This window comes from Acidovorax sp. Leaf73 (assembly GCF_916855635.1).
Lineage (GTDB): Bacteria > Pseudomonadota > Gammaproteobacteria > Burkholderiales > Burkholderiaceae_C > Acidovorax > Acidovorax facilis.
In genome coordinates, this window is record NZ_CAKASI010000006.1 from 387,678 (window position 1) to 409,064 (window position 21,387).

Annotated in this window: 17 protein-coding genes and 1 pseudogene; 6 read left to right on the plus strand and 12 right to left on the minus strand. The window is 59.5% G+C overall.

Annotation, left to right across the window (positions count from 1 at the left end; translation table 11 throughout):
- Positions 1–19 precede the first annotated feature (19 nt).
- The gene (locus tag LPA35_RS21510; protein WP_228898842.1) at positions 20–1,369 is read right to left on the minus strand and encodes an NAD(P)-dependent oxidoreductase; all 1,350 of its coding nucleotides are present in this window, start codon (positions 1,367–1,369) and stop codon (positions 20–22) included.
- A gap of 361 nt (positions 1,370–1,730) precedes the next feature.
- Between LPA35_RS21510 and LPA35_RS21515 the strand changes: the two genes are divergently transcribed.
- Positions 1,731–2,438: a TetR/AcrR family transcriptional regulator gene (locus LPA35_RS21515; protein WP_176888401.1), complete on the plus strand. Its 708-nt coding sequence runs from the start codon at positions 1,731–1,733 to the stop codon at positions 2,436–2,438.
- 153 nt (positions 2,439–2,591) lie between these two features.
- On the opposite strand, the gene LPA35_RS21520 is transcribed toward LPA35_RS21515, so the two are convergent.
- Positions 2,592–3,479, minus strand: coding sequence for a LysR family transcriptional regulator (locus LPA35_RS21520; protein WP_228898844.1), 888 nt, complete (start codon positions 3,477–3,479; stop codon positions 2,592–2,594).
- Positions 3,480–3,581: 102 nt separating this feature from the next.
- On the opposite strand from LPA35_RS21520, the gene argC reads away from it, so the two are divergent.
- From argC to LPA35_RS21545, 5 genes and pseudogenes are all read left to right on the plus strand, one after another.
- On the plus strand, positions 3,582–4,532 hold the full coding sequence (gene argC / locus LPA35_RS21525) for an N-acetyl-gamma-glutamyl-phosphate reductase (RefSeq protein WP_228898846.1): 951 nt from the start codon (positions 3,582–3,584) through the stop codon (positions 4,530–4,532).
- 191 nt (positions 4,533–4,723) lie between these two features.
- Positions 4,724–6,718 (plus strand): tetratricopeptide repeat protein, encoded by a 1,995-nt coding sequence (locus tag LPA35_RS21530; RefSeq protein WP_228898849.1) that lies wholly within the window; start codon positions 4,724–4,726, stop codon positions 6,716–6,718.
- Between the two features lie 81 nt (positions 6,719–6,799).
- On the plus strand, positions 6,800–8,599 hold the full coding sequence (locus tag LPA35_RS21535) for a glycosyltransferase (RefSeq protein ID WP_055401364.1): 1,800 nt from the start codon (positions 6,800–6,802) through the stop codon (positions 8,597–8,599).
- A gap of 201 nt (positions 8,600–8,800) precedes the next feature.
- A pseudogene (locus LPA35_RS21540) lies at positions 8,801–9,404 on the plus strand (transposase); the annotation flags it as partial.
- The gene (locus LPA35_RS21545) at positions 9,396–9,812 is read left to right on the plus strand and encodes an IS1595 family transposase (RefSeq protein WP_228898904.1); all 417 of its coding nucleotides are present in this window, start codon (positions 9,396–9,398) and stop codon (positions 9,810–9,812) included. The pseudogene LPA35_RS21540 and the gene LPA35_RS21545, both read left to right, overlap by 9 nt.
- A 171-nt stretch (positions 9,813–9,983) precedes the next feature.
- Here the strand turns inward: LPA35_RS21545 and LPA35_RS21550 are convergent, their stop codons facing one another.
- From LPA35_RS21550 to LPA35_RS21595, 10 genes are all read right to left on the minus strand, one after another.
- The gene (locus tag LPA35_RS21550; RefSeq protein WP_228898850.1) at positions 9,984–10,745 is read right to left on the minus strand and encodes a glycosyltransferase; all 762 of its coding nucleotides are present in this window, start codon (positions 10,743–10,745) and stop codon (positions 9,984–9,986) included.
- A complete protein-coding gene (locus LPA35_RS21555; protein ID WP_228898852.1) occupies positions 10,742–11,689 on the minus strand; it encodes a GDP-L-fucose synthase in 948 nt (315 codons plus the stop codon). The genes LPA35_RS21550 and LPA35_RS21555 overlap by 4 nt, the downstream gene beginning before the upstream one ends.
- On the minus strand, positions 11,682–12,764 hold the full coding sequence (gene gmd, locus LPA35_RS21560) for a GDP-mannose 4,6-dehydratase (RefSeq protein ID WP_055401358.1): 1,083 nt from the start codon (positions 12,762–12,764) through the stop codon (positions 11,682–11,684). Before gmd ends, LPA35_RS21555 begins: the two co-directional genes overlap by 8 nt.
- A gap of 90 nt (positions 12,765–12,854) precedes the next feature.
- Positions 12,855–13,247 carry a GtrA family protein gene (locus LPA35_RS21565; RefSeq protein WP_082437597.1) on the minus strand — a complete coding sequence of 131 codons (393 nt, stop codon included), beginning with the start codon at positions 13,245–13,247 and terminating at the stop codon, positions 12,855–12,857.
- Positions 13,228–13,902 carry a trans-aconitate 2-methyltransferase gene (locus LPA35_RS21570; RefSeq protein ID WP_228898853.1) on the minus strand — a complete coding sequence of 225 codons (675 nt, stop codon included), beginning with the start codon at positions 13,900–13,902 and terminating at the stop codon, positions 13,228–13,230. Before LPA35_RS21570 ends, LPA35_RS21565 begins: the two co-directional genes overlap by 20 nt.
- The gene (locus tag LPA35_RS21575) at positions 13,899–14,849 is read right to left on the minus strand and encodes a glycosyltransferase family 2 protein (protein ID WP_055401352.1); all 951 of its coding nucleotides are present in this window, start codon (positions 14,847–14,849) and stop codon (positions 13,899–13,901) included. The genes LPA35_RS21570 and LPA35_RS21575 overlap by 4 nt, the downstream gene beginning before the upstream one ends.
- A gap of 108 nt (positions 14,850–14,957) precedes the next feature.
- Entirely contained in the window at positions 14,958–16,592 is a 1,635-nt protein-coding gene (locus tag LPA35_RS21580) for a glycosyltransferase family 39 protein (RefSeq protein ID WP_228898855.1), read from the minus strand.
- A 95-nt stretch (positions 16,593–16,687) separates the two neighbouring features.
- Positions 16,688–19,300 (minus strand): FkbM family methyltransferase, encoded by a 2,613-nt coding sequence (locus LPA35_RS21585; protein ID WP_082437315.1) that lies wholly within the window; start codon positions 19,298–19,300, stop codon positions 16,688–16,690.
- A gap of 33 nt (positions 19,301–19,333) precedes the next feature.
- Complete coding sequence (locus LPA35_RS21590) at positions 19,334–20,599, minus strand: ABC transporter ATP-binding protein (RefSeq protein WP_055395170.1); 1,266 nt, start codon at positions 20,597–20,599, stop codon at positions 19,334–19,336.
- 3 nt (positions 20,600–20,602) lie between these two features.
- Positions 20,603–21,373 carry an ABC transporter permease gene (locus tag LPA35_RS21595; RefSeq protein ID WP_055395168.1) on the minus strand — a complete coding sequence of 257 codons (771 nt, stop codon included), beginning with the start codon at positions 21,371–21,373 and terminating at the stop codon, positions 20,603–20,605.
- Between the last annotated feature and the right edge of the window lie 14 nt (positions 21,374–21,387).

The window sequence follows — 21,387 nt, forward strand, 5'->3', positions numbered from 1 at the left end:
GAAAACTGGGTGAAGGGGTTCAGGCCATCAGTGCGGCGTGGATGGAGACAGCGGCCACCTTGCCGTGCTCCACCGCTTCCACCGTGAGGTCGCGGCCGCCCACGCGGCAGTCGCCACCGGCCCACACACGCGCCAGGCTGGTCTGGCCTTCGGCATCGGTGGCGATGCGCCCGCCCTCCAGCGCAATGCTTTTGCCCACAGGCTCGGCCACAAAGGTCTGGCCGATGGCCTTGAGCACCATGTCGGCATCGAGCGTGAAGGTTTCGCCGGTTTCCACCAGCTTGCCGCCGCTCAGCGCCGTGGCGGCAAAACGCACGCCCTTGACAGCGCCGCCTTCGCTCAGCACCTCTTTCGGTGCAGCCCAGTGGCGGATGGTCACGCCGTTCGTCTGCGCCCATTGCTGTTCCACGGCCGATGCCGACATGGCCTCCGCGCCCCGGCGGTAGACGATGGTTACTTCTTCGGCGCCCAGCTTGCGCGACTGCACGGCGGCATCCACCGCTGTCATGCCGCCACCAATCACCACCACCCGGCGGCCCACGGGCAGGGTCGAGAGGTCGACGCTCTGGCGCAGCTCGGCAATGAAATCCACGGCATTGCGCAGTCCGGTGGCGGTGGGCTCGGCCACGCCCAGCGCGTTCACGCCCTGCAGGCCCAGGCCCAGGAACACGGCGTCGTAGGCGCCCAGCAGGCTATCGAGCGTGATGTCACGGCCCAGTTGCTGGCCGGTGCGCACCTCGATGCCGCCGATGGACAGCAGCCACTCCACCTCCTTCTGCGCAAAGTTGTTGGTGGTCTTGTAGCTGGCCAGGCCATATTCGTTGAGGCCGCCGAGCTTGGGGCGCGCCTCGAACAACACCACGTCATGCCCCCGCACGGCCAGGCCATGCGCACAGGCCAGGCCCGCCGGCCCTGCGCCCACCACGGCCACGCGCTTGCCGGTAGCGGCTGCGCGCTGGAACAACGGTGCACCGGGCTTTTCAAAAAATGCGTCAGTTGCATAGCGCTGCAGCGAGCCGATCTCCACCGGCTTGTCCTCGTTGGTGTTGCGCACGCAAGCCTGTTCGCACAGCACTTCGGTGGGGCACACGCGGGCGCACATGCCGCCCAGCGGGTTGGCCTCCAGGATGGCACGGGCAGCACCCCGGTTGTTGTCCTGCGCAATGCGGTGGATGAACGATGGGATGTCGATCCCCGTGGGACAGGCGGTGGCGCAGGGCGCATCGTGGCAGTAGTAGCAGCGCTCGGCCTCGATCAGGGCCTGGGGTTTGGTGAGCGGCGGGTGCGCATCACTGAAGTTGGCAGCGTAGTCGGCCAGGTTCAGGCGTGCGGCATGAATGCCGCAGGCACGGCTTGCGGGTGTGTCCATCAGGTTTCCTCCGAGAGGGTCAGGGTGGGGGTCTGGGCGCAGGCCATACAGACGCTCCAATGCGCCCGTGCCACGCAGCGCTGGCTGCGCATGCGGCTGGGGCCAGCCAATGCAGCGCAGGCGCAGGCGCCTGTGCTTGCAAACTTCGGAGGTTTCATCGTGGGCCTCGCTGTAGGATTCAGGTGCCCGCTGCTTTGGCGCAGCGGTGCCCTGTGTGGTGGGTCAATTTACCAACCCGTAAAAATTTACCAATTGGTAAAATCCCTAGAGCAAACCCCGTGCCAGCCAAATCGCCACAAATCTCCGTCTCACGCCAGCGAAATGCCAGTTTTTGGCCCCTGGCTTGTTCCACAATGGTGCGATGACCGACGCCCGCCCGTCCCCCGCAGACACCGCCCCCCGCGCTCCCAGGACAACGCGCGCCACCTCCAGCGACGAGACAACGCCCCGCGCGCCCACCGCCTCGCGCTTGCTCAAGGAACAGGGCATCCTCACTGAGGCCGAGAACCACTTTGCGCAGTTCGGCTTTGAGGGCGCCTCGCTGGAAAACATCGCAGCCGCCATCGGCATCAGCCGCCACAACCTGCTGTATTACTTTCCGAGCAAAGAGGCGCTGTACCAGCGTGTGCTCGACGACGTGCTCACCCAGTGGCTGGCCGGGATGGAAGACTTGTCGCACAGCGACGACCCCCAGCAGGCGCTGCGGCGCTATATCCGCGCCAAGCTGCAGTATTCGCGCACGCGCCCCCAGGGCGCCAAGGTCTTCACCAAAGAGGTGATTGCCGGTGCACCACGTTATGGCAACGCCATCATCGAGCGCGTGGCGCCGCTGCTCAAGACCGAGGTGCGCACCTTCGAACGCTGGGCCCGAGAAGGCCGCATCGCCAAGGTCAACTTCACGCACCTGATGTTCATCATCTGGTCGGTCACGCAGGCCTATGCGGAGCAGGAGGCCCAGTTCGCCCTGCTGCTGGGCAAACCGGCACTGACAGAACGCGACTACGAAAAGGCCGAGGAGCTGATCGTGCGCATGGTGCTCAGCGCGCTGGCGCCCGAGAACCCCCTCTGAAGCAGCCACCAACGCTACTATATTGATAGCTACTTGCGCCTTATAGATAAGCGCTAGAGCCTATTTTTATCTGTAATTTGTGCATCCGATCTTGCGCCGCATGGTGAGCAACACGACGGGCATGGGCGGTACCGCCCCCGCCTTGCCACTGCCCTACCCCTGCTTTTGCTGCCACAGCACATCCAGCACATGCTGGGTGGCCCGCTCGACTGGCCCTGCACGGTGCGCGATACCCAGCGGCCGCCACAGGCGGGGCTGCAGCGGCAGCATGCGGATGCGGGGGTCCCGTGGCACGGAGGTGGAAGCCTCTTGCGGCAGCAGCGTTGCACCATAGCCTGCCGCCACCAGGCTCTTGATGGCGTCGTTGTAGTTCAGCTGGATGCGCGCCTTCGGGTGTTCGCCGGCTTGCGCAAACCACTCGCCCGTCAGCCGTGACAGGCTGGTGCCGTCGTCGTTGAGGATCAGCGGCTGGCTCGCCAGCCAGCCGGGAGTGACCCGCGCGGGCGAAGGCCAGGTGGACGGCACAAACGCCATGACTGGGTCGCGCCGCCACGGCAGCACCGCCACACCGCGCAGGGCAGCCTGTGGCAGGGCCACCAGGCCCACATCCAGCACACCATTGGCCAGCCGCGACATGGTTTCGTGCGAAGTGAGCACGGCCACCTGCACGTCGATGCCGGGGTGGTGCTGGCCCAGCGCCTCCAGGGCCTGGGGCAGCAGGTGCGCAATGGCCCCCGTGGAGGCGCCCAGGCGCACACGCCCCGCCAGCCCCTGCACCTGGCGTTGCACCAGGTCCATCGCTTCATCCGCGTCCGCCAGCAAGCGCCGCGCACGTTCGACCAGCACCTCACCCACGGCGGACGGACGCACCTCGCCCCGCTTGCGCACCAGCAATGGCGCACCGATGTGGGCCTCCAGGTCCGCGATGTGCAGGCTCACCGTGGGCGGCGCCAGGTGCAGCGTGCGCGCGGCTTCTGCGAAGGAGCCCAGGTCGGCAATGGTGACCAGGGTGCGCAGCCGGTCAAGATTGAGTTCGCGCATGACGTTCAGTAAACCTGATCCTGATGTTTGTGAAATTCAACTTTTCAAAGTTTAGACCGGGACCGAAGATTCCACATCCCCTCCATTGCAGGAACCCGCCCCATGACCACCCCACCCCTTGTCTTCATCGATGGCGACCAAGGCACCACCGGTTTGCAGATCCACGAACGCCTGCGTGGCCGCACGGATCTGCAGCTGCTGACCCTGCCCGAGGCCGAACGCAAGAACGCCACCCGCCGCGCCGAGGCCATCAACAGCTGCGATATCGCCATCCTGTGCCTGCCCGATGCCCCTGCCCGCGAAGCAGCCGCCTCCATCGTCAACCCCGCCGTGCGCGTGATCGACGCCAGCTCGGCGCACCGCACGGACCCGCAGTGGGTGTATGGCTTTCCAGAGATGGGCGCTGCCCAGGCCGCGCGCATTGCTGGCGCCAAGCGGGTCAGCAACCCAGGCTGCTACCCCACGGGCGCCATCGCCCTGCTGCGGCCCCTGGTGCAGGCGGGGCTCGTGCCCGCTGACCTTCCCATCACCATCCACGCGGTGTCGGGGTATTCGGGCGGCGGACGGGCTCGCGTGGACGAACATGAAGGCACGAACGCGGCCAACGCCCCGGCCTTCCAGCTCTACGGCCTGGGTCTGGAACACAAACACACCCCGGAAATCGCCCTGCATGCCGGGCTGTCGCAACGCCCGTTTTTTCTTCCGGCCTATGGTTCGTTCCGCCAGGGGATTGCGCTCACCATTGCGCTGCATCTGCGCCAGCTGCCCGCAGGCACCACCGGAGAGCGTTTGCACGCTTGCCTGGCCCAGCACTTTCTCGGTGCGGACCATGTTGAGGTCCTGGGTCTGGCGCAAGCGCAAGACACCCAGCACCTGGACCCGCAGGCCCTCAACGGCACCAACCAGCTGCAGTTGGGCGTTTTCAGCAACGCCCGCCATGGCCAGGTGCTGCTGACTGCCGTGTTCGACAACCTGGGCAAGGGGGCATCGGGGGCGGCTGTTCAGAACCTGGATTTGATGATCGGACGGGGCCCACAGAAATCCCAACCGTAACCGCCGTCCGGAGACAAGACAGATATATGCGGTCACGCCCAAAGCGACCGGCACTACAAACCACCGCAGCGCGCTCCATCAAACGGCTCTCTTCTGCGACATTTTTCACGATTTGAGACGTTTTTTGGTCTGCTAAACTGGTTTGGTCTACCGTCCCACCTGGGCTCTGGCCCTCCTCCAAACGCCCTTCCATGGCCCAATCCGGCAAAGCCCCCTACTTTTTCGCCCTGGTTTTGGTATTGGCTGTGCTGGGCGTGTATGTGCCAGGACTGAACAACGAGCTGCTGTTTGACGACATTCGGCTCACGGAAGGCTCCATCTTTAGTGGCTACGGCAGCCTGCTGGACCTCAAGGCGCGCATGGTCTCGTACGGCAGCTTCGTCTGGGTCGACCAGATCGCAGGCGCTGGCTGGTGGAAGCAACGCATCGTCAACATTGCCTTGCACCTGGGTGTGGTGGCTGCCATGTATGCGTTCTTCAAAGCGCTGATGGCCAGCACCCGTTTCCCGCAGGACATGGAGGACCAGGCGCACTTTGCCGCATCGCAAAGGGCTGCATTGCAGGTTGGGGTGGCATTGTTTGCACTCCACCCCATGGCGGTTTACGCGGTGGGCTACCTGATCCAACGATCCATCCTCATGGCAACCCTGTTTGCCGTGCTCGCATGCTGGGCCTTTGTGCGTGGGCTGCAAACCAAGCGAATGGTCTGGTACGCAGGCGCACTGCTGGCCTATCTGCTGGCCATGTTGTCCAAAGAGCATGCTGTGATGACCGCCGCCCTGACCATTCCTATCTACATCCACATACGGCACCCCAGCTGGAAGAGCATTGCCGTCGTGTTGGGTGCTGCACTTTTGCTGATGGGCGTGGCCACTGCCGCACTGCTGCACTTTCGCGGCGACTTGATTGGTCAGCTCTTTGATGCGCAATCTGTGGCCTTTGCGCAGCAGCTCGAAGCGCTTCGCCCGGGCATTACGCAGCAGATTTTTCCCCTGAGCATCCTGAATCAAGCAGGGCTCTTCTTTGCATACGGGCTGCTCTGGATCGTGCCCTATGTTGGCTGGATGTCTATCGACCTGCGTCCCGCCTTTCCGCTGGGCTTTGCATCGTCCTGGCACCTGGCTGGCGCGGTGGCATATCTGGCGCTCTTTGCAGGGGCCGCGTGGCTGCTGCTTCGTCGCACAGGCGCATTGAGTCTTGCTGCGGTACTCCTTCTTTTTCCACTTTTGTGGTTTGCCACGGAGTTCATCACCGTCTGGGTGCAAGACCCTTTTGTGCTTTATCGCAGCTACCTGTGGGCAGTGGCGCTTCCTGGCTTGCTGGCGATTGTGCTCACCGGCTTCAAGCCCAAAGCAATCTATGCCCTTGGCGCTGTGCTGGGGTTGTTGTGTGGGGCGCTGGCCCTGGAGCGCAACCTTTCTTTGAGCGACGAAGTGGTCGCATGGACCGATGCTGCCGAGAAGATCGATGTCAAAGCCCCCGCCAATGCCGTTGGGCGCAGCCGCCCTTTTCTGAATCTGGGGGCCTACTACCTGCGCAAGGGCATGACAGACCAAGCGCAGTGGAACCTGTCTACTGCGGCAGCCCTTGGAGACCTGGGCGAACTGGGACGCAGTGCACGCTTTAACGCGGGCGTGGTTCTGCAGCTCAAGAAAAAGCACGCGGAAGCACTTCAGGCTTTTGCCGCGGCAGAGGCGCAGGGGTACGCAGAGCCCGCCCTGTATTACCACCGAGGCGAATCCCAAGCAGCGCTGGGGCAACTTGCACCTGCGCTGGAGAGCTTCCACACTGCCGTGGCCAAGGCTGAAAAAGATCCTCAACTGCAGAGTACGGTACCCACAGTGCGCATACGGCTGGTGGAGACCGCGATGGCCCTGCAAAGGTATGACGAGGCCATCAGCGGGTTTAAGGTGCTGCTGCAGACAAACCCCAAAGATCCGCGCCTGCTGCTCGGCCTTGGCATGGCACGGGTGGGCAAAGGCGAAACCAAGGCAGCCATTGAGGTGTTTGATCAACTCATTGCCACCAACCCCGGCGCCCCGGTCTACTACGGCCGCGCCATCGCCCACCACCGGGCGGGCCAGCAGGCAGCAAGCTTGAGCGACATCGATCAGGCCATCAAGCTGGACCCTCGGAACCCGCAGTACAACCAGATGCGTGCCGTCATCGCTGCCCCAAAGAAGTAGCACAAGTAGCGACCAGACAAGCAGGCTGTGACTTTGCGCGTATTACACATTGGCAAGTTTTATCCCCCACACCGAGGGGGGATGGAAGTGTTTCTTGCCGACCTGATTCAAGAGCAGCGGCGCCAGGGCCTGGATGTCCATGCATTGGTGCACGGCGATCCCCTGCCCGATGATCCCGTCTGGTTGCAGCGGGTGCCTGTGCAGTTCAGCGTGATCTACGCACCCATCGCACTGGGATTTCGAAGAGCCCTGGCACAGGCCATTCAGCGCATCCAGCCTGATGTGCTGCACCTGCACATGCCCAACAACTCTGTTTTCTGGGCGCTCACCCTGGCGCAGGCGCGCGACATTCCGTGGGTGGTGCACTGGCATTCCGACGTGGTGGTATCACGCATCCGCACGGCAGTTGCCATCGCCTACCGCCTTTACAGGCCTTTTGAACAAGCCGTACTCAGCCAGGCGGCGCGGGTCATTGCCACATCCACGCCTTACCTGGAAGCCAGCGAGCCGCTTCGAACATGGCGGGACAAATGCGATGTAGTTCCCCTGGGCCTGGATTGCACGAACCCGGCACCACCCGACGACACCGAACCGCTGAAAAGCTGGTCAGCCGAAGATTGCGGCGCACTGCGCCTGTTGTCGATCGGGCGCCTCACCTACTACAAAGGTTTTGAGACACTGGTCCGCGCTGTGACGGGCCAGCCAGGGCTGGAACTGCTGATCATTGGAGAAGGCGAGTCCCGCCAAGAGCTGGAGACCCTCATTGCAACCCAAACCCGGTCCGGCGAGCCGCCCAATGTGCGCCTTTTGGGGAACGTGGGTGACAACGAGAAACATGCCCTGCTTCAGAGTTGTGACGTTTTCTGCCTTGCTTCGTGCGAACGGACCGAGGCCTTCGGAATGGTGCTGCTAGAAGCCATGCACCATGCCCGGCCTTGCATCGTGAGCGACCTGCCCGGATCCGGCATGCCCTGGGTCGTCTCAAAGGCCGATGCTGGCTTGCGCGTTCCCCCGGAAGACGGTATTTCGGGCTGGCGGGCGGCGTTCCAGCACTTGCAAGACCTGCCCGAACAACGCGCGGCATTTGGTGCGGCGGGACAGCGTGCCTTGCTTGAATATTTCTCGATTGCCGCCTGCGCAAAAGCGCTCGCCACCAGCTATAAGCTGGTGACCCCAGAGGCGGAAAAACCGGCTCGGGGCAAGGACCTCCTGGTGGTAATCCCCGCGCGCAACGAAGCCGGCACCATCGGCAGCGTGCTGCAGCATCTGCATGCGCAGGGCTGGCACGATGTGCTGGTCATCAATGACCAGAGCACGGACGATACGGCAGCCATTGCCAGCGCGGCAGGTGCCCGCGTGCTGAATCCTGTGCTCCCCATGGGCGCATGGGGTGGCATGCAAGCGGGTATTCGCTATGCGTTGCTGCATGGCTACCAAGCAGTCATCACCATGGATGCCGATGGGCAGCATGAAGTACAGGAAATACCCACGCTGCTTCAGGCACGCGATCATGCCGATCTGGTCGTCGGAGCATTCCCGGAGCGCGCCAGCAAGCTACGCCAACTCGCCTGGCGCTGGTTTCGCCAACTGGCGGGGTTCGATCTGCGCGACCTGACTTCCGGCTTTCGGCTATACAACCGCAACGTCATGAACGTATTGGCCTCTCGCGAAGCCACGCTGTTGGACTATCAGGATCTTGGCGCCCTGCTTTTGATACGCCGGGCAGGTCTCACGATTGCGGAAGTACCAGTATCGATGAATTTGCGCATTGAAGGGAAGTCGCGCATCTTCAATTCTTGGTTCAGCGTAGCGAAGTACATGGCTGCAACCACATTGCTGTGTCTGGCTCAGTGGGAAATGCCCACGGGACGGAAGTCTTGAATAGCCATACTCCGGCGTCCAGTCTTATACAAAAACCTTGATTCTCGCTAACACCCCAATGGTGGTTGAGGCGCCAGAACGCCGCGCTTCCGAAGCTCTCAGCGCATGTTCGGACTCTTTTGAGCCGCGGTGACCTGCCTCATGCCAGCCGTGCCAAGCTGAAGTTAGTGAAGTCCGTCAACCACCAGGAGAATGACGGACATGAAGAAAAGCAGATTCACCGAGGAGCAGATAATTGGCTTTCTCAGGCAGGCCGAGGCGGGCATGCCGATCAGGGAGCTGTGCCGCAGTGGCGGCTTCAGCGACGCGACCGTCTACAAGTGGCGAGCCAAGTTCGGCGGCATGCAGGCATCAGAGGCGCAGCGGCTGCGTGAGCTCGAAGCCGAAAACCCCAAGCTCAAGAAGCTGTTGGCCGAGGCGCACTTGGACATGCACGCGCTCAAGAGCGTCCCGGGGGTAAAGCGCTAGCCCCACGTGCCAAGCGCGATGCAATCGCACAGATGGTTGCCGAATACCATCTGTCCGAGCGTCGCGCCTGCCGCCTCGTGGGGCTCGCCCGCGACAGCTACCTTCTCCCGCCCGAGGTGGACGCAGCCACCCGTGACTCACAGGCAGGATCGTCGAGATTGCCCAGGCCCGCCGACGCTTTGGCTACCGATGCATCCATGACCTGCTGCGCCCGAAGTTTCCGGGCGTCAATCACAAGCGTGTGTATCGGCTCTATCGCGAAGCCGACCTTGTCGTACGCCAGCGCAAGCGGGTCAAGCGGCTGGCAACGCAGCGGGTGCCGTTGCAAATGGCCCAAACAGGCCACATCCACGGCGGGCCCAAGGCGGCCAACAAGACGGCCTTCGTCGCTGCGGTGCAGACAAGCGTCGATGGCAGTCCCCTGTACATGCGCCTGACGCCTGTGGCGGACTTCACCAACGAGCACATGCGGCAATGGGCCAGTCGCCACCTGGCTGCGGGCTGCCACGTGGTCAGCGATGGCACGCTGCCTTTGCCCAGGTGCGCCAGCCAGGCCCAGGCCACGCATGAGCGCTCTATGACTGGAGGTGGGCGCCAGGGGGCGCAGACACCCCAGCTGCGTTGGGTGAACACCTTGCTGGGTAACCTCAAGACCAGCACGGCAGGGACCTATCACTCATTTGATCACACCAGGTATGCCCAGCGCTACTTAGCCGAGTTTTGCTGGCGATTCGACCGCCGCTGATCTGCCTGCCATGCTGCCCAGACTGTTGAGGGCCTTGGTGACTACTCCTCCACTGCCTTTGAAGCTGCTGCGGGTATCTGAGGTAAGTGGCTAATCAGGACCTATTGCCTGTTGCCGCGTGTCAAAAGGGATGACATTGTCAGCCTGGGCAGCATTCTTTGGCTGGCAACCCTACTGCCCCGCCGATCCACGCCAGCCCCGCCACCACACCGCGTAGGGGTAGGCTAACCACCACTTGAGCGGAATCTTGCCATGGTGCCGCCGCACCACGGCCATCGCCTCCTGATAATGCAGCTGACGATGCTTATTGGTCTTAGTTTGACCATGCACGCGATTGACAGCCACCATGTCCGCTATCCGCACCGGCGAGCCTGCATAGCGGTACAGCCGCCACCACAGGTCGTAATCCATTGCCATGTGCAGACTGGCGTCAACGCCTCCAACCGCCTCCCAGGCGCTGCGCCGCATCAGCGTGCCGGGCTGGGAAATGACATTGACCCGCGCCATCGCCCACTCGCTGAAGGGCAGCACCAGCGAGTGGCGGCGCCGGCCTGTCGCTTCCATCCAGTCCCACGTGCGACCATAGGCAAGCGCCGCACCAGGCGCTTGCTCCAGCGCCGCAATCAGGCGCGACAGCCCCTGGGGCAGCAGCCAATCGTCGCTGTTGAGCCAGCAGACATAGGGCGCACGCCCATTGGCTATGCCTTCATTGATGGCCTCGGACTGTCCCCCATCGGCATGGCTGCGCCAGCCCGCCAGCCGGCCTTTCCACCGCTCCAGCACGGCCAACGTCTCGTCGTCAGACCCGCCATCTAGGACGAAAACCTCCACCGGCACGTCCTGCGCAAAGAGGGAAGACAAGGCCTTGTCCAGAAAGCGTCCCTGGCGAAACGACGGCACGGCAACGGTCACCAGCGCCTGAGCCATGCTCATGCGGACCCGTAACGCTGCAGGAAATCGTCGTACGCCAATGCAATTCCCTCGCGCAGCGGTGTTGAAGCAGTCCACCCTCTCTCGCGCATGCGACCCACGTCGAGCAGCTTGCGCGGAGTGCCGTCAGGCTTGCTGGCATCGAATACGATCCCGCCCTGGAAACCCACGACCTCCATCACCGTGGCCGCCAATTCACGGATCGTCACGTCCTCACCGGTCCCAATGTTGTAGATGCCCTCCCCCACGCCCCATTCCATGAGGCGCACACACGCATCCGCTAGATCGTCCACATAGAGAAACTCGCGCATGGGCCGCCCCGAGCCCCAGACGACCAATTCCGCATCTCCCCGCACTTTCGCCTCGTGGGCCTTGCAGATCAGGGCTGGCAGCACATGACTGTTGCTCAGGTCATAGTTGTCGTTCGGTCCATACAGGTTGGTTGGCATCACCGACACATAGCGCGTGCCATGCTGGTGATTGAACGCCTCGCACAACTTGATGCCCGCAATCTTGGCGATGGCATACGGCTCGTTGGTCGGCTCCAGCGAACCGGTGAGCAGATAGTCCTCACGGATAGGCTGAGGGCAATCGCGCGGATAGATGCAGCTCGACCCCAGGAACATCAGCCGGCGCACACCACTGCGGCGCGCCGCCTCGATCACGTTGCACTCCATCGCCAGGTTCTGGAAGATGAAATCGGCGCGCTGGGTATTGTTGGCCTGGATGCCCCCCACCTTGGCGGCGGCCAGGAACACGTAGTCGGGCCGCTCCTGCTCGAAGAACGCCTCGACAGCCGCCTGCCGCGCCAGATCCAGCTCGGCATGGGTACGTGTGACCGGCTCGCCATATCCGCCAGAACGCAGCCGCCGCACGATGGCCGACCCCACCATGCCACGGTGGCCGGCCACGTAGATCTTCTGGGGCCGCGGGCTGTTGTCACTCATGGAAGTCATAGGCTGAAAAACCATGTTTCTTGACCAATTCATCGCGCTCGGCACTCTTGAGGTCCTCGCGCACCATCTCGGCCACCAGTTCGTCAAATGAAGTCCTGGGCACCCAGCCCAGCTTCTCCTTGGCCCACGTGGCATCGCCCAGCAGAGTCTCGACCTCGGTCGGGCGGAAATAACGCGGATCGACCCGCACGACGACCCGCCCCTGCGCATCGGTCCCGACCTCGTCCACGCCCTGGCCACTCCATTGGATGGCGATGCCCAGTTCACGGGCGGCCGCATCCACAAAATCGCGCACGCTGTATTGCACGCCCGTGGCAATGACAAAGTCTTCCGGCGTGTCCTGCTGCAGCATCAGCCACTGCATCTCCACATAGTCGCGGGCATGGCCCCAATCCCGCCGGGCATCAAGGTTGCCCAGGTACAGGCAATCCTGCAACCCCAACTTGATCCGGGCCATCGCACGGGTGATCTTGCGCGTAACGAAGGTTTCGCCCCGCACCGGCGACTCGTGATTGAAAAGAATGCCATTGCAGGCATAGATGCCATAGGCCTCACGGTAGTTGACCGTGATCCAGTACGCATACAGCTTGGCCACCGCATAGGGGCTACGCGGATAAAAAGGCGTGGTTTCCTTCTGCGGCACCTCCTGCACCAGGCCATACAGTTCGCTGGTGCTGGCCTGGTAGAACCGGGTTTTTTTCTCCAGGCCCAGAATGCGGATGGCCTCCAGCATGCGCAGCGGCCCCAGCGCATCCGAATTGGCCGTGTATTCGGGCTCCTCAAAAGAAACCGCCACGTGTGACTGCGCCGCCAGGTTATAGATCTCGTCGGGCTGGACCTGCTGGATGATGCGTATCAGGCTGGACGAATCCGTCATGTCACCATAGTGCAGAAACAGCCGTCGGCCCTGGACATGGGGATCCTGGTAAAGGTGGTCAATGCGGTCGGTATTGAGCAATGACGAACGCCTCTTGATGCCATGGACCTCGTAGCCCTTGCTCAAAAGCAGTTCGGCAAGATAAGCGCCGTCTTGGCCCGTGATACCAGTAATAAGTGCAACTTTCATTTGGCCTCTAATATAATTTTTCAACAAATTGCAGCAAGGGCATGATATGCCTAGTACACCACAAACCTGGCTTTCACAAAAACAAGCCTCTCACCTCTCAGGTGTATTCCGATAAACCCAAAGACGCGCCAAGAAGAACATGCCGAAGGTGTACGCAGCCGAAGCCATTACTTGTGCAGGAATTGCAGCCATAAATTGCAACCCTATCTGCAGCACCAACAGATTCAACGAAAAACACAGGGCAAAGCTCATTAAATAACGCAGACTTTGCACCACAAACCGACCATTGCTTCGAAAAACAAAATTTCGCGACAGCAAGAAACCAAGGACAAAACCGGTGGCATAGCCGGCAATGTTGGCCCCAAGAGGATGCACGCCCGCCGCCATGAGGGTGAAAATAACCGCAAATCCCAACAGTGTATTGACCACCCCACTGCTCAGAAAGCGTGCCAGCAGCCGAGCTTCAACTTGCCATCTGGACATAATATTGCGCTCCCAATGGCAGCCTCGTCAGCAACGGCTCAAGCCCGCGCAGCCAAGCTAGGGGCTTGGGGAAAAACAAGGTGTAGCCGTGCGTCTCCTGCGAGAATCCCGCTTGACGGGACATTTCCCGCGCCTGCCCGAGACTGAACATTTCTGCATCGGCATCAAATGGGCAACGTTCAAACACCCGCCGCGTCAACGGGTTGAACGGATTGTGTTCAAACAGGAAGAGCTTCCCGCCAGGAGCTAATAACCTGCGGCAACGCTCCAGCGCCCCTACACGGTCAGCGGGCACAATATGATGAAAAACATTGGCAGCAAAGATGACATCGAACTGCTGCTGCTCTATCACGTCCCAGTCACAACTCAGGCGCGCCCTGGGGGCCGCTTGCACAGCAAATTTCAGCGATTCCGGCGATACATCGTACCCCCAGCATTCCGCCCCCGAAAAAAATTGCGACAGATAAGGCAAACTTCGCCCTGCACCACAGCCAAAGTCCAGCACGCGGCGCGGGGCAACGCCCCCCAGGAGGCGCGCCAGAAGTTTCACCTTGTATTCGGCAAAATAATCAGATTCGCCCAATCCCGAAGGCATCGCCTCCTTCAGCATTCGGTCATAATCTGCCGCATATTGATCAAACTCAGGCTTGCTCATGCCGCTTCCACCCAGGTGCGCGATGCCACAACAAACTGGGGCTTATGGTTCAGCTTGAGATAGGTACGCCCCAGATATTCGCCCAGCATGCCAATGCTCAAGGTCTGGACACCACCAATCAGCAAAATGGTAGCGATCAAAGACGACCAGCCGGCGGGGATCTCCGGGTACATCCACTTCTGCACAATGACATACATGATCATCAACAGGCTGAAAGCGGAAAGCAGGAAACCAGCATAGGAAGCGAGTCGAAGTGGCAGAATGGAGAAGCTGGTCGCCATTTTCAGCCAGAGCGACACCGAGCGGCGAAAGTTGTAATTCCCCTCCCCACTGTGCCGGGCTTGGTGGTTGATTCCGACAACATGAATATTGCGAGTCACATCCAGAATCAAGCCATCAACATAGGCATACGGCCCGTCGTACCGAATAATCTCGGCAACCACCTCGGACCGTATCGCCTTGAAAGAAGAAAGATACAACCCACGAGGTTTCCCCAGCAAATGGCGAGCCGCCCAGTCATTGAACGCACTCCCCAGTTTTTTCCATATTGCATGCTGGCGATTGTTGTAGTGCGTGTAACACACGTCATATCCCTCTTCCAGCGCCGCAAGCATGCGCGCAATAGCCTCTGGCGGGTGCTGCAGGTCATCGTCCATCACCACCACCATCTTCCCACGGGCCTGATGCAGGCCCGCCATGGTCGCATTGTGCTGGCCAAAATTGCGCCGCAAAGAAAGGCCACGTACAAAAGAGTAACGTGTTGCAAGATCGCGAATCACCTTCCAGCTCTGGTCAGGACTTGCATCGTTCACCAGAATCAACTCGAAACCGTGCGGTAGCCCCAACTGGCTGATTTCCTGCTGCACCTTCTCGACGAGCAGCGGCAAGATAGGTTCGCTGCGGTAGACCGGCACCACAATGGACAAGGAAACGCCAGGCGAATTCATGATACCCCTCTAGACTCTTAGCAGGCTCTTTTCAAATGATTTCCAAAGCCCGCATTTTACTGAACTTCAAAATAACGCCCACTCCAAGAAAACCTTGCAGCCAGCACCTTAGCCTTGTACTGCGGCAGCTTTGTCAATGCGCTTGAAGAGATAATAGCTGGATCCCGTACTCATCTTCACAGATTTGATTTCCACAAAATCACTGCGCGAACGCACCAAGGCCATTGATTTATCAAGCAGTTTACCAGACGGAAAACTTTCATTGGCCACACCACCTGTCCCAGGGTCACAGGCGACAATATAGTCCGACATTTCGAGCAGACGCACCCACTCCTGCTCATCCGCGTCAAATGTAAACAACCCCCTCAATCCAATTTTCTTATTTCTCTTCTTAAAATAGTACGTAAAAAGATCATTATTGACATATCCAGTGGCCGTGTAATATATGGTCACCGGCTTATCCGCCTTCACAGCGATATCAGCCTCGAGGGCCTGAAAGATATCCTGCGAAACCTTCACTGAGTCATCACTATGAGTGGGTCTTGACCTGGGCGAAGACACTTGAATTGTTGCGTAACTCAATGCCAGAACAAACACTATTGCAATCATGCCGAAGGCATAGGCATAAAAACGCGTACTCTTGGTGCCAACCACCGATTCAAAAACCTCTACGAACCCATAGATCACCGTAAACAGAAACAAATAATAAAATGTCGCAGCAAAAAATGGATTTCCCATTCCCAGATAGGTTGGCGCAAACCATGCCATCAGCACCATCACCACCAACCCCCCCAGAACTTTGGTCGAGTCTTTTTTTCTATAAAACATAAACATGCCACCAAACAGCACAATGGCGGCAGCATAGACATACAAAAACCCTCCAAGCAATTGGCGGCCATAAACCCCCGTCAGGTACATCCACAGCTTGACCTCCCAATCCCTTGAGTAGACCCAAATATCGCTGCCGGTGGCACTGCTTACATACCGCGTCAAATGCCCCCAATTCGCATAATAATATGGCAAAACGAGAATAATAGACATCACAAGGCATTGCACAGCCAGAAGTGTCGCGAACAATAAGGTGGCGTTGCGGGGAGCTGAACAACTGCGATATACAGAGAATCCCAGGGACGCCAACATCATAACGACAACAAACAGAGAGGCCGTGGGCTTGGTCATCAATGCCAGCGCGAAGATGCAGCTCAAAAACAGCCTGTCACGAAACCTGGTTTCTGCAATTGGCCGCGTCACAGCAAGAAAAACTGCAATCGCGCCAAACAACCCAGCAGGAAGATCTGGGCGAAACTCCAAAACGGTAGCCATCACAAAGTATGGTGCCAAGGCAAAAAATAAAAGAACAACCTGCGCATAAAGGCTCATGCTGCGCGTGATGTGCCTGACAAGCAGCAGCATGGCAAAAATAACAGAGGCATTCGCGATATAAGGGGCCCAGTCGCGGATCCCAAAAATAGCAAACGCAGCCGCCGCAAGCAATGTTGAGAATGGCGAATGTGGTGGATTGCGCACCAGATTCAGCAGAAGATCGAATATTCCATTTTCATAGAAAATGCGCAACCGAGTCAGGCCATCATCAAAATAGACGATGTCATCGTATCCAATGACGGTAGACAGTCGGCCATATTCATAGGAAAAATTGATCGAAAAACACGCATATATCACAGACAACAGCACCAAGAATCCTATCGAGACGCTTGACCGGCGGGGCATATTCGGAATATTCATCAGATGCTATTCAAACAGGAACCGCAGTTCCTGGCACGCTCGCCGGACTGGTTCCGGCACGTGGTGGAAAGGACAGGCTGAAGGCCATGGAAACGCTACCGCTTGATCCGGTAAACGAGATCATGGGCCACATGCTTGATCAGATAGGGTATCAAGGCACGGTGAATCTGTGCCCAACTCACCTCGTGCCCCAGCGCGCGCCTGCGTAGCCGAGCCATCTCTTCCGTGCCGATTTCGTTGATCTGCGCCGATGTTTTCTGCGCACCGTGGATGCGGAAAGCCCCGAGAAAATCGGGCAAGCGCACCATGCGGGCTCCGGCATTCCGGAAACGCTGCAGCAGGTCCCAATCCATGGCGAAACGGAAACTCTCATCGATGTGCCCGCCGGCCTTCTCCCAGATGGAGCGCCGCCAGAACAGGGTTTCCTGGGGAATGAAGTCAGCCCAGGAAAGCACCTCGTCATCGTGTGCGGGCAACACCCAGCGCCCGATCTCCCGGTCTTCTTCGTCGATCAGTATGCGATTGCCATACACCACATCCACGTCGGGGTGCTGCGCAAAATACTCTCCGACCCGGTGCAAGGCCCCGGGCATCAGCAAGTCATCGGAATTGAGCCACGCCATGATCTCGCCGCTCACACGGGCAAAACCGAGGTTGATGGCCTGGGACTGCCCTCCGTCCTTTTTCGACACCCAGCCGGCTAGGCGATCGCCGTAGAGCCGCAACACCTCCGTGGTGCCGTCCGTCGAGCCGCCGTCCTGCACGAAATACTCGAGCTTGGGGTAGTTCTGGCTGAGTACGCTGTCAAGCGTGCGGCCGACAAAATTCGCCTGCTGGAAAGATGGCGTGACCATCGAGATCGAGGGCAGCGCCCCAGCCCCTAGACTGCTGACATACGGCTTGGGCGATTCGAGCCGGCGCGGCAGGTGCTGGGTGAGAGTGCCCAGACGCGGCCGCAGGGCTGCCCGCAAATGGCGGCCGACAAAACCGATGGAGCGCAGCAACGGGGACAACGGAGGAAATGCCACACGGTACGCAGCGAGTGCGCGAGCCTGTTTCCGGATCACGATTTCCTTGCGGATCAGTTCCGCTTCCAAGGCCTTGCGAGACGTGGACGCCGGGCCGGATGAAGAGATGGCGGGCACGTCCTCCAAGCTCTTGAGCAGCGCCTGTTCCTCCGACTCGATGTCATCGATCACGTGCTGCTGTCCCAGCAGCGCCTTGACTTCATTGTCAAGGCGGCGGATCACGGCTTCCTTCGCTTCGCATTCTTTGACAAGCGTGGCAAGGTAGCCATAGTTGCGCTGCTGCACCTCGGGTGCCAGCCCACCCACAACAGCCCGCACCATCGCCAAGTCTGCAACGTCACGGACAAACAGGACGTTGCCCCAGTCGCCGGCTTGTGTCCAGGGCGCATCCCACTCCAGCGACTCCAGGCGCCCATGGCGACGGATGACCACCGAGTGGTCGTAGCCACATCCGGCGGCCCAGGTTTGCAGATCCGCCAGTGAATACAGGTTCCGGCCGCTGGTTTCCGGCAAATTGTCCCAGTACTCGGCCAGGATGAAGCGCGGGCGCAGACCCTCGAGACCGCGCAGCACGGCAAGATCGTGCCCGTCGGTATCGACCTTCAGGAAATCAACCACCTCCGGCAGTTGCTTGTCGACCACAAGCCCCCCCAGTGCGACAGTCTCCACTTCGATGGCACGCGCACTGCGCACGACCGTGATCGAATCGCCCAGGTCCGCGAGCGTATGGTGATAGTCGAGTTCCCGGCCTTCCGGGTCGATGGCAATGTGGAAAACGGCCTTGCCGAATCGCTCGGAAACAGCCTGGGCCCGCACCTCGACGCGGGGCTCGCTGGCAAAACGTGCGCTCAGATGCTCGACATGCCGTGGGAGAGCCTCGAAGGCAATCACACGCTCAGCCCCCGCACTCAAGGCCAGGTCAATGAACGAGCCACGCTCGACACCCACATCGATGACAACCGGCTTGACAAGCCGCGCCATGACATCGGCGGCCAGCCGATAGTCCAGGGCCTGTCCATGGTCTTCCTGCCGCATGTAGAAATGTTCCGCAAGCCAGGAGGCAAAGTCGCGTTCGATGCGCAGAAAAAGCGCTTTTTCTGCTGTGCTCAGATCGTCCGGCGCCGGCTGGAAAGTACGGTGCGCCGGCAGAATCATGGTCTGCACATCGTAGTCCGCCATATCGGCAGTCTGCCGCTGCGCAAAGGTTGCGTCGATGCGGGAAAGCAAAATGTCGTCGCTCTCGCGGGACAACACTTCCGCGCCGTACTTCTTGCCAAGCACCTGCCTCAAATCCCGGATGGCGTTTGCTGGGTCGCGCTCGACCTGCTCGTACCGCAATACGGCATCGGCAACGTGCATCCAGGCACGGCCAGCCTGCACCCAGGCATTGAGTTGGCCGATGTCGCAATCCGAGGAGAACTTGCGAAAGTAGCTGACCGCCGCCGTGCGGATGTCACGGTAGGAATAGATAACGCAGTCGGCCGCCTTGGCCAGCACTTCGCTGTAGTGATGGCATTTGGCAAGAACATTCCCGTTAGCCGTAGCAAACTGCTCTTCGGCAGCCGTGTCGCTGGGCTCAATCCAGACCGTTTTCAGGTTCTGATCGGCGACTATCTCGCGCGCAGCATTGAATGCCCAGGTGGTCATCGAGCGCGGCATGCCGCAGATGAGGATCTTCATTCTGAGTTCTCTTCACTGTTTGACAGTTGCAATTCAGGCCAGTGAGCCGCGCACCGGCAGCCCAAACATCCCAAGAAAGGGGGCGGACTCGTTCTCATAGTCCCAGCGGACCTCCAACGGCCCGAACCAGTCGGTCGTGTCAAGCTCCACTCCGCGATTCGACACCAGTGACTCGGACGAAAAGCCGACCCGCAACGAATACTGCCCGGCCTCGAGGCGTAAATCCATCTCGAAATCGAATGCCGACCAGTCTCGTTCGGTCGACACAATCTGCATGAACCCAAGCCTTCTGGAACTGGTGGAGTTGACGATCTGGTCATAGCGGTTCTTGACGGCAAGCACCAAACGCAGCCTCTCGACCTCCTCCCCTCCTTGGAAATAGATCCGCACCCGAATCGTATCGCCCAGGTGCACAGCGACCGTGTCGCAGCCGTTCGAATCCAAGATGCGCACAGCAAAAAGCGGCTTACCTGCCGCCACGGGGCGGGACCAGGCGGTGTCTGGCGGCAATTGCGGGAACACGGCCTCGGGATTAGGGGGCTGGACCGGAGGGGGAACCTCGCGCGGCTCTCCCCCTTCAGCGAAATAGCGCCGAATGGCCCCCTGCGTCTCCCCTGCATAGACTTGCTCACCATGGCGCAGATACACGGCCTTCTGGCACAAATCGCGCACCGTCCCCATGTCATGGGAGACGAACAACAAGGTCAGCCCCTTCTCGCGCATCTCCCGCAGGCGGTTGAAGCACTTCTGCTGAAAAAAGAAGTCACCAACGCTCAACGCCTCGTCGACGATCAGAATGTCGGGGTCGCACAACACCTGCACAGAGAAGGCAAGGCGCATCATCATGCCGCTTGAATAGCTCTTCACGGGGCGGTCGATGGCATCCCCGATTTCGGCGAATTCTTCGATTTCAGAGAAGCGAGCCAATATCTCTTCACGCGATAGGCCAAGCAACAGGCCGTTGAGCAACACATTGTCGCGCCCGGTGTACTCGGGATTGAACCCGCTACCTAGTTCCAACAATGCGGAAACCCGCCCATGGACGCTCACTGTTCCCGTCGTGGGCTGGAGGGTTCCCGTGAGAATTTCGAGCAATGTGCTCTTACCGCCTCCATTGCGACCAATAATAGCAACAGATTCACCTTGTTGAACTTCAAAATCGATATTGCGCAGCGCCCAATGCTGCCTAACGCCTCGCTCATATTTTGGCCAAAGGGCATGCAGCACCCTGGAACGGGCAGAATCAAAAATGGGGTAACACTTGCTAATGCCGCGTACTGAAATTACAGCAGTACTCATGATTCAAACCAAATCCGCAAACAAAGGCCTAAGACGTCGAAAGAAACACAATGAGGCATACGAAAAAGCAAGACTCAGCGCCATATAAGCAATAATTTCGATCGCTTCAGGCAAAATCCCTGCAAACAGGAAACTGCGAGTCCATCCTACAAGATATGTAAGAGGGTTCAATGCCAGAGCCGCCCGCAACGGTTCTGGGATGTCATCAATCGAATAGAATATGGGAGTGACAAACAACAATACATGACTGGTGATTCCAACAATCTGCCCCGTATCACGCAACATCACACCTAATGCGGAGAAAATCCAGCCAATTCCCAGCAACAGCGGGAGTACGGCAATAAAAACCAAGGGAACGAGAAGCACGGTCATTTTTGGCATACCAAACAACACTACCCAGCACAGAAGCCAGACAGCAATCCCGATTGCAGCATGCAGCAGTGCCACAATGGCACTCACTAATGGAAGAATTTCCAAAGGAAAGACTACCTTTTTGACAAAATTCTGATTACCTACAATCATTGCCGGGGCTTTTATTAAGCATTCTGAAAATGCGTTAAATACTATTAATCCAGCAAATAGGTACAGCGCATACCCGAAAGTCCCTCCGCCTCCATTCCAACGGGTTTTCAGAACTACGCCAAAAACCAACGTGTAAATGGATAGCAGGAACAGCGGATGGATCAGCGCCCACAACACGCCTCCAAGCGATCCTTGATAGCGCCCAGCGAATTCACGGCGGACCAATTCGACAATTAAGCCTGCATGTTTCATGCCTTGATCTCACG

Bases quoted from the DNA above. Each gene is read 5' to 3' on its own strand.
- LPA35_RS21585 (WP_082437315.1), bottom strand. From the start codon at position 19,300: ATGAAGATCCTCATCTGCGGCATGCCGCGCTCGATGACCACCTGGGCA.
- LPA35_RS21545 (WP_228898904.1), top strand. From the start codon at position 9,396: ATGGCCCAAACAGGCCACATCCACGGCGGGCCCAAGGCGGCCAACAAG.
- LPA35_RS21555 (WP_228898852.1), bottom strand. From the start codon at position 11,689: ATGAGTGACAACAGCCCGCGGCCCCAGAAGATCTACGTGGCCGGCCAC.
- LPA35_RS21595 (WP_055395168.1), bottom strand. From the start codon at position 21,373: ATGAAACATGCAGGCTTAATTGTCGAATTGGTCCGCCGTGAATTCGCT.
- LPA35_RS21580 (WP_228898855.1), bottom strand. From the start codon at position 16,592: ATGAATATTCCGAATATGCCCCGCCGGTCAAGCGTCTCGATAGGATTC.
- LPA35_RS21520 (WP_228898844.1), bottom strand. From the start codon at position 3,479: ATGCGCGAACTCAATCTTGACCGGCTGCGCACCCTGGTCACCATTGCC.
- LPA35_RS21565 (WP_082437597.1), bottom strand. From the start codon at position 13,247: ATGTCCAGATGGCAAGTTGAAGCTCGGCTGCTGGCACGCTTTCTGAGC.
- LPA35_RS21515 (WP_176888401.1), top strand. From the start codon at position 1,731: ATGACCGACGCCCGCCCGTCCCCCGCAGACACCGCCCCCCGCGCTCCC.
- LPA35_RS21550 (WP_228898850.1), bottom strand. From the start codon at position 10,745: ATGAGCATGGCTCAGGCGCTGGTGACCGTTGCCGTGCCGTCGTTTCGC.
- LPA35_RS21535 (WP_055401364.1), top strand. From the start codon at position 6,800: ATGGAAGTGTTTCTTGCCGACCTGATTCAAGAGCAGCGGCGCCAGGGC.
- LPA35_RS21590 (WP_055395170.1), bottom strand. From the start codon at position 20,599: ATGAGTACTGCTGTAATTTCAGTACGCGGCATTAGCAAGTGTTACCCC.
- LPA35_RS21530 (WP_228898849.1), top strand. From the start codon at position 4,724: ATGGCCCAATCCGGCAAAGCCCCCTACTTTTTCGCCCTGGTTTTGGTA.
- LPA35_RS21570 (WP_228898853.1), bottom strand. From the start codon at position 13,902: ATGAGCAAGCCTGAGTTTGATCAATATGCGGCAGATTATGACCGAATG.
- LPA35_RS21575 (WP_055401352.1), bottom strand. From the start codon at position 14,849: ATGAATTCGCCTGGCGTTTCCTTGTCCATTGTGGTGCCGGTCTACCGC.
- LPA35_RS21510 (WP_228898842.1), bottom strand. From the start codon at position 1,369: ATGGACACACCCGCAAGCCGTGCCTGCGGCATTCATGCCGCACGCCTG.
- gmd (WP_055401358.1), bottom strand. From the start codon at position 12,764: ATGAAAGTTGCACTTATTACTGGTATCACGGGCCAAGACGGCGCTTAT.
- argC (WP_228898846.1), top strand. From the start codon at position 3,582: ATGACCACCCCACCCCTTGTCTTCATCGATGGCGACCAAGGCACCACC.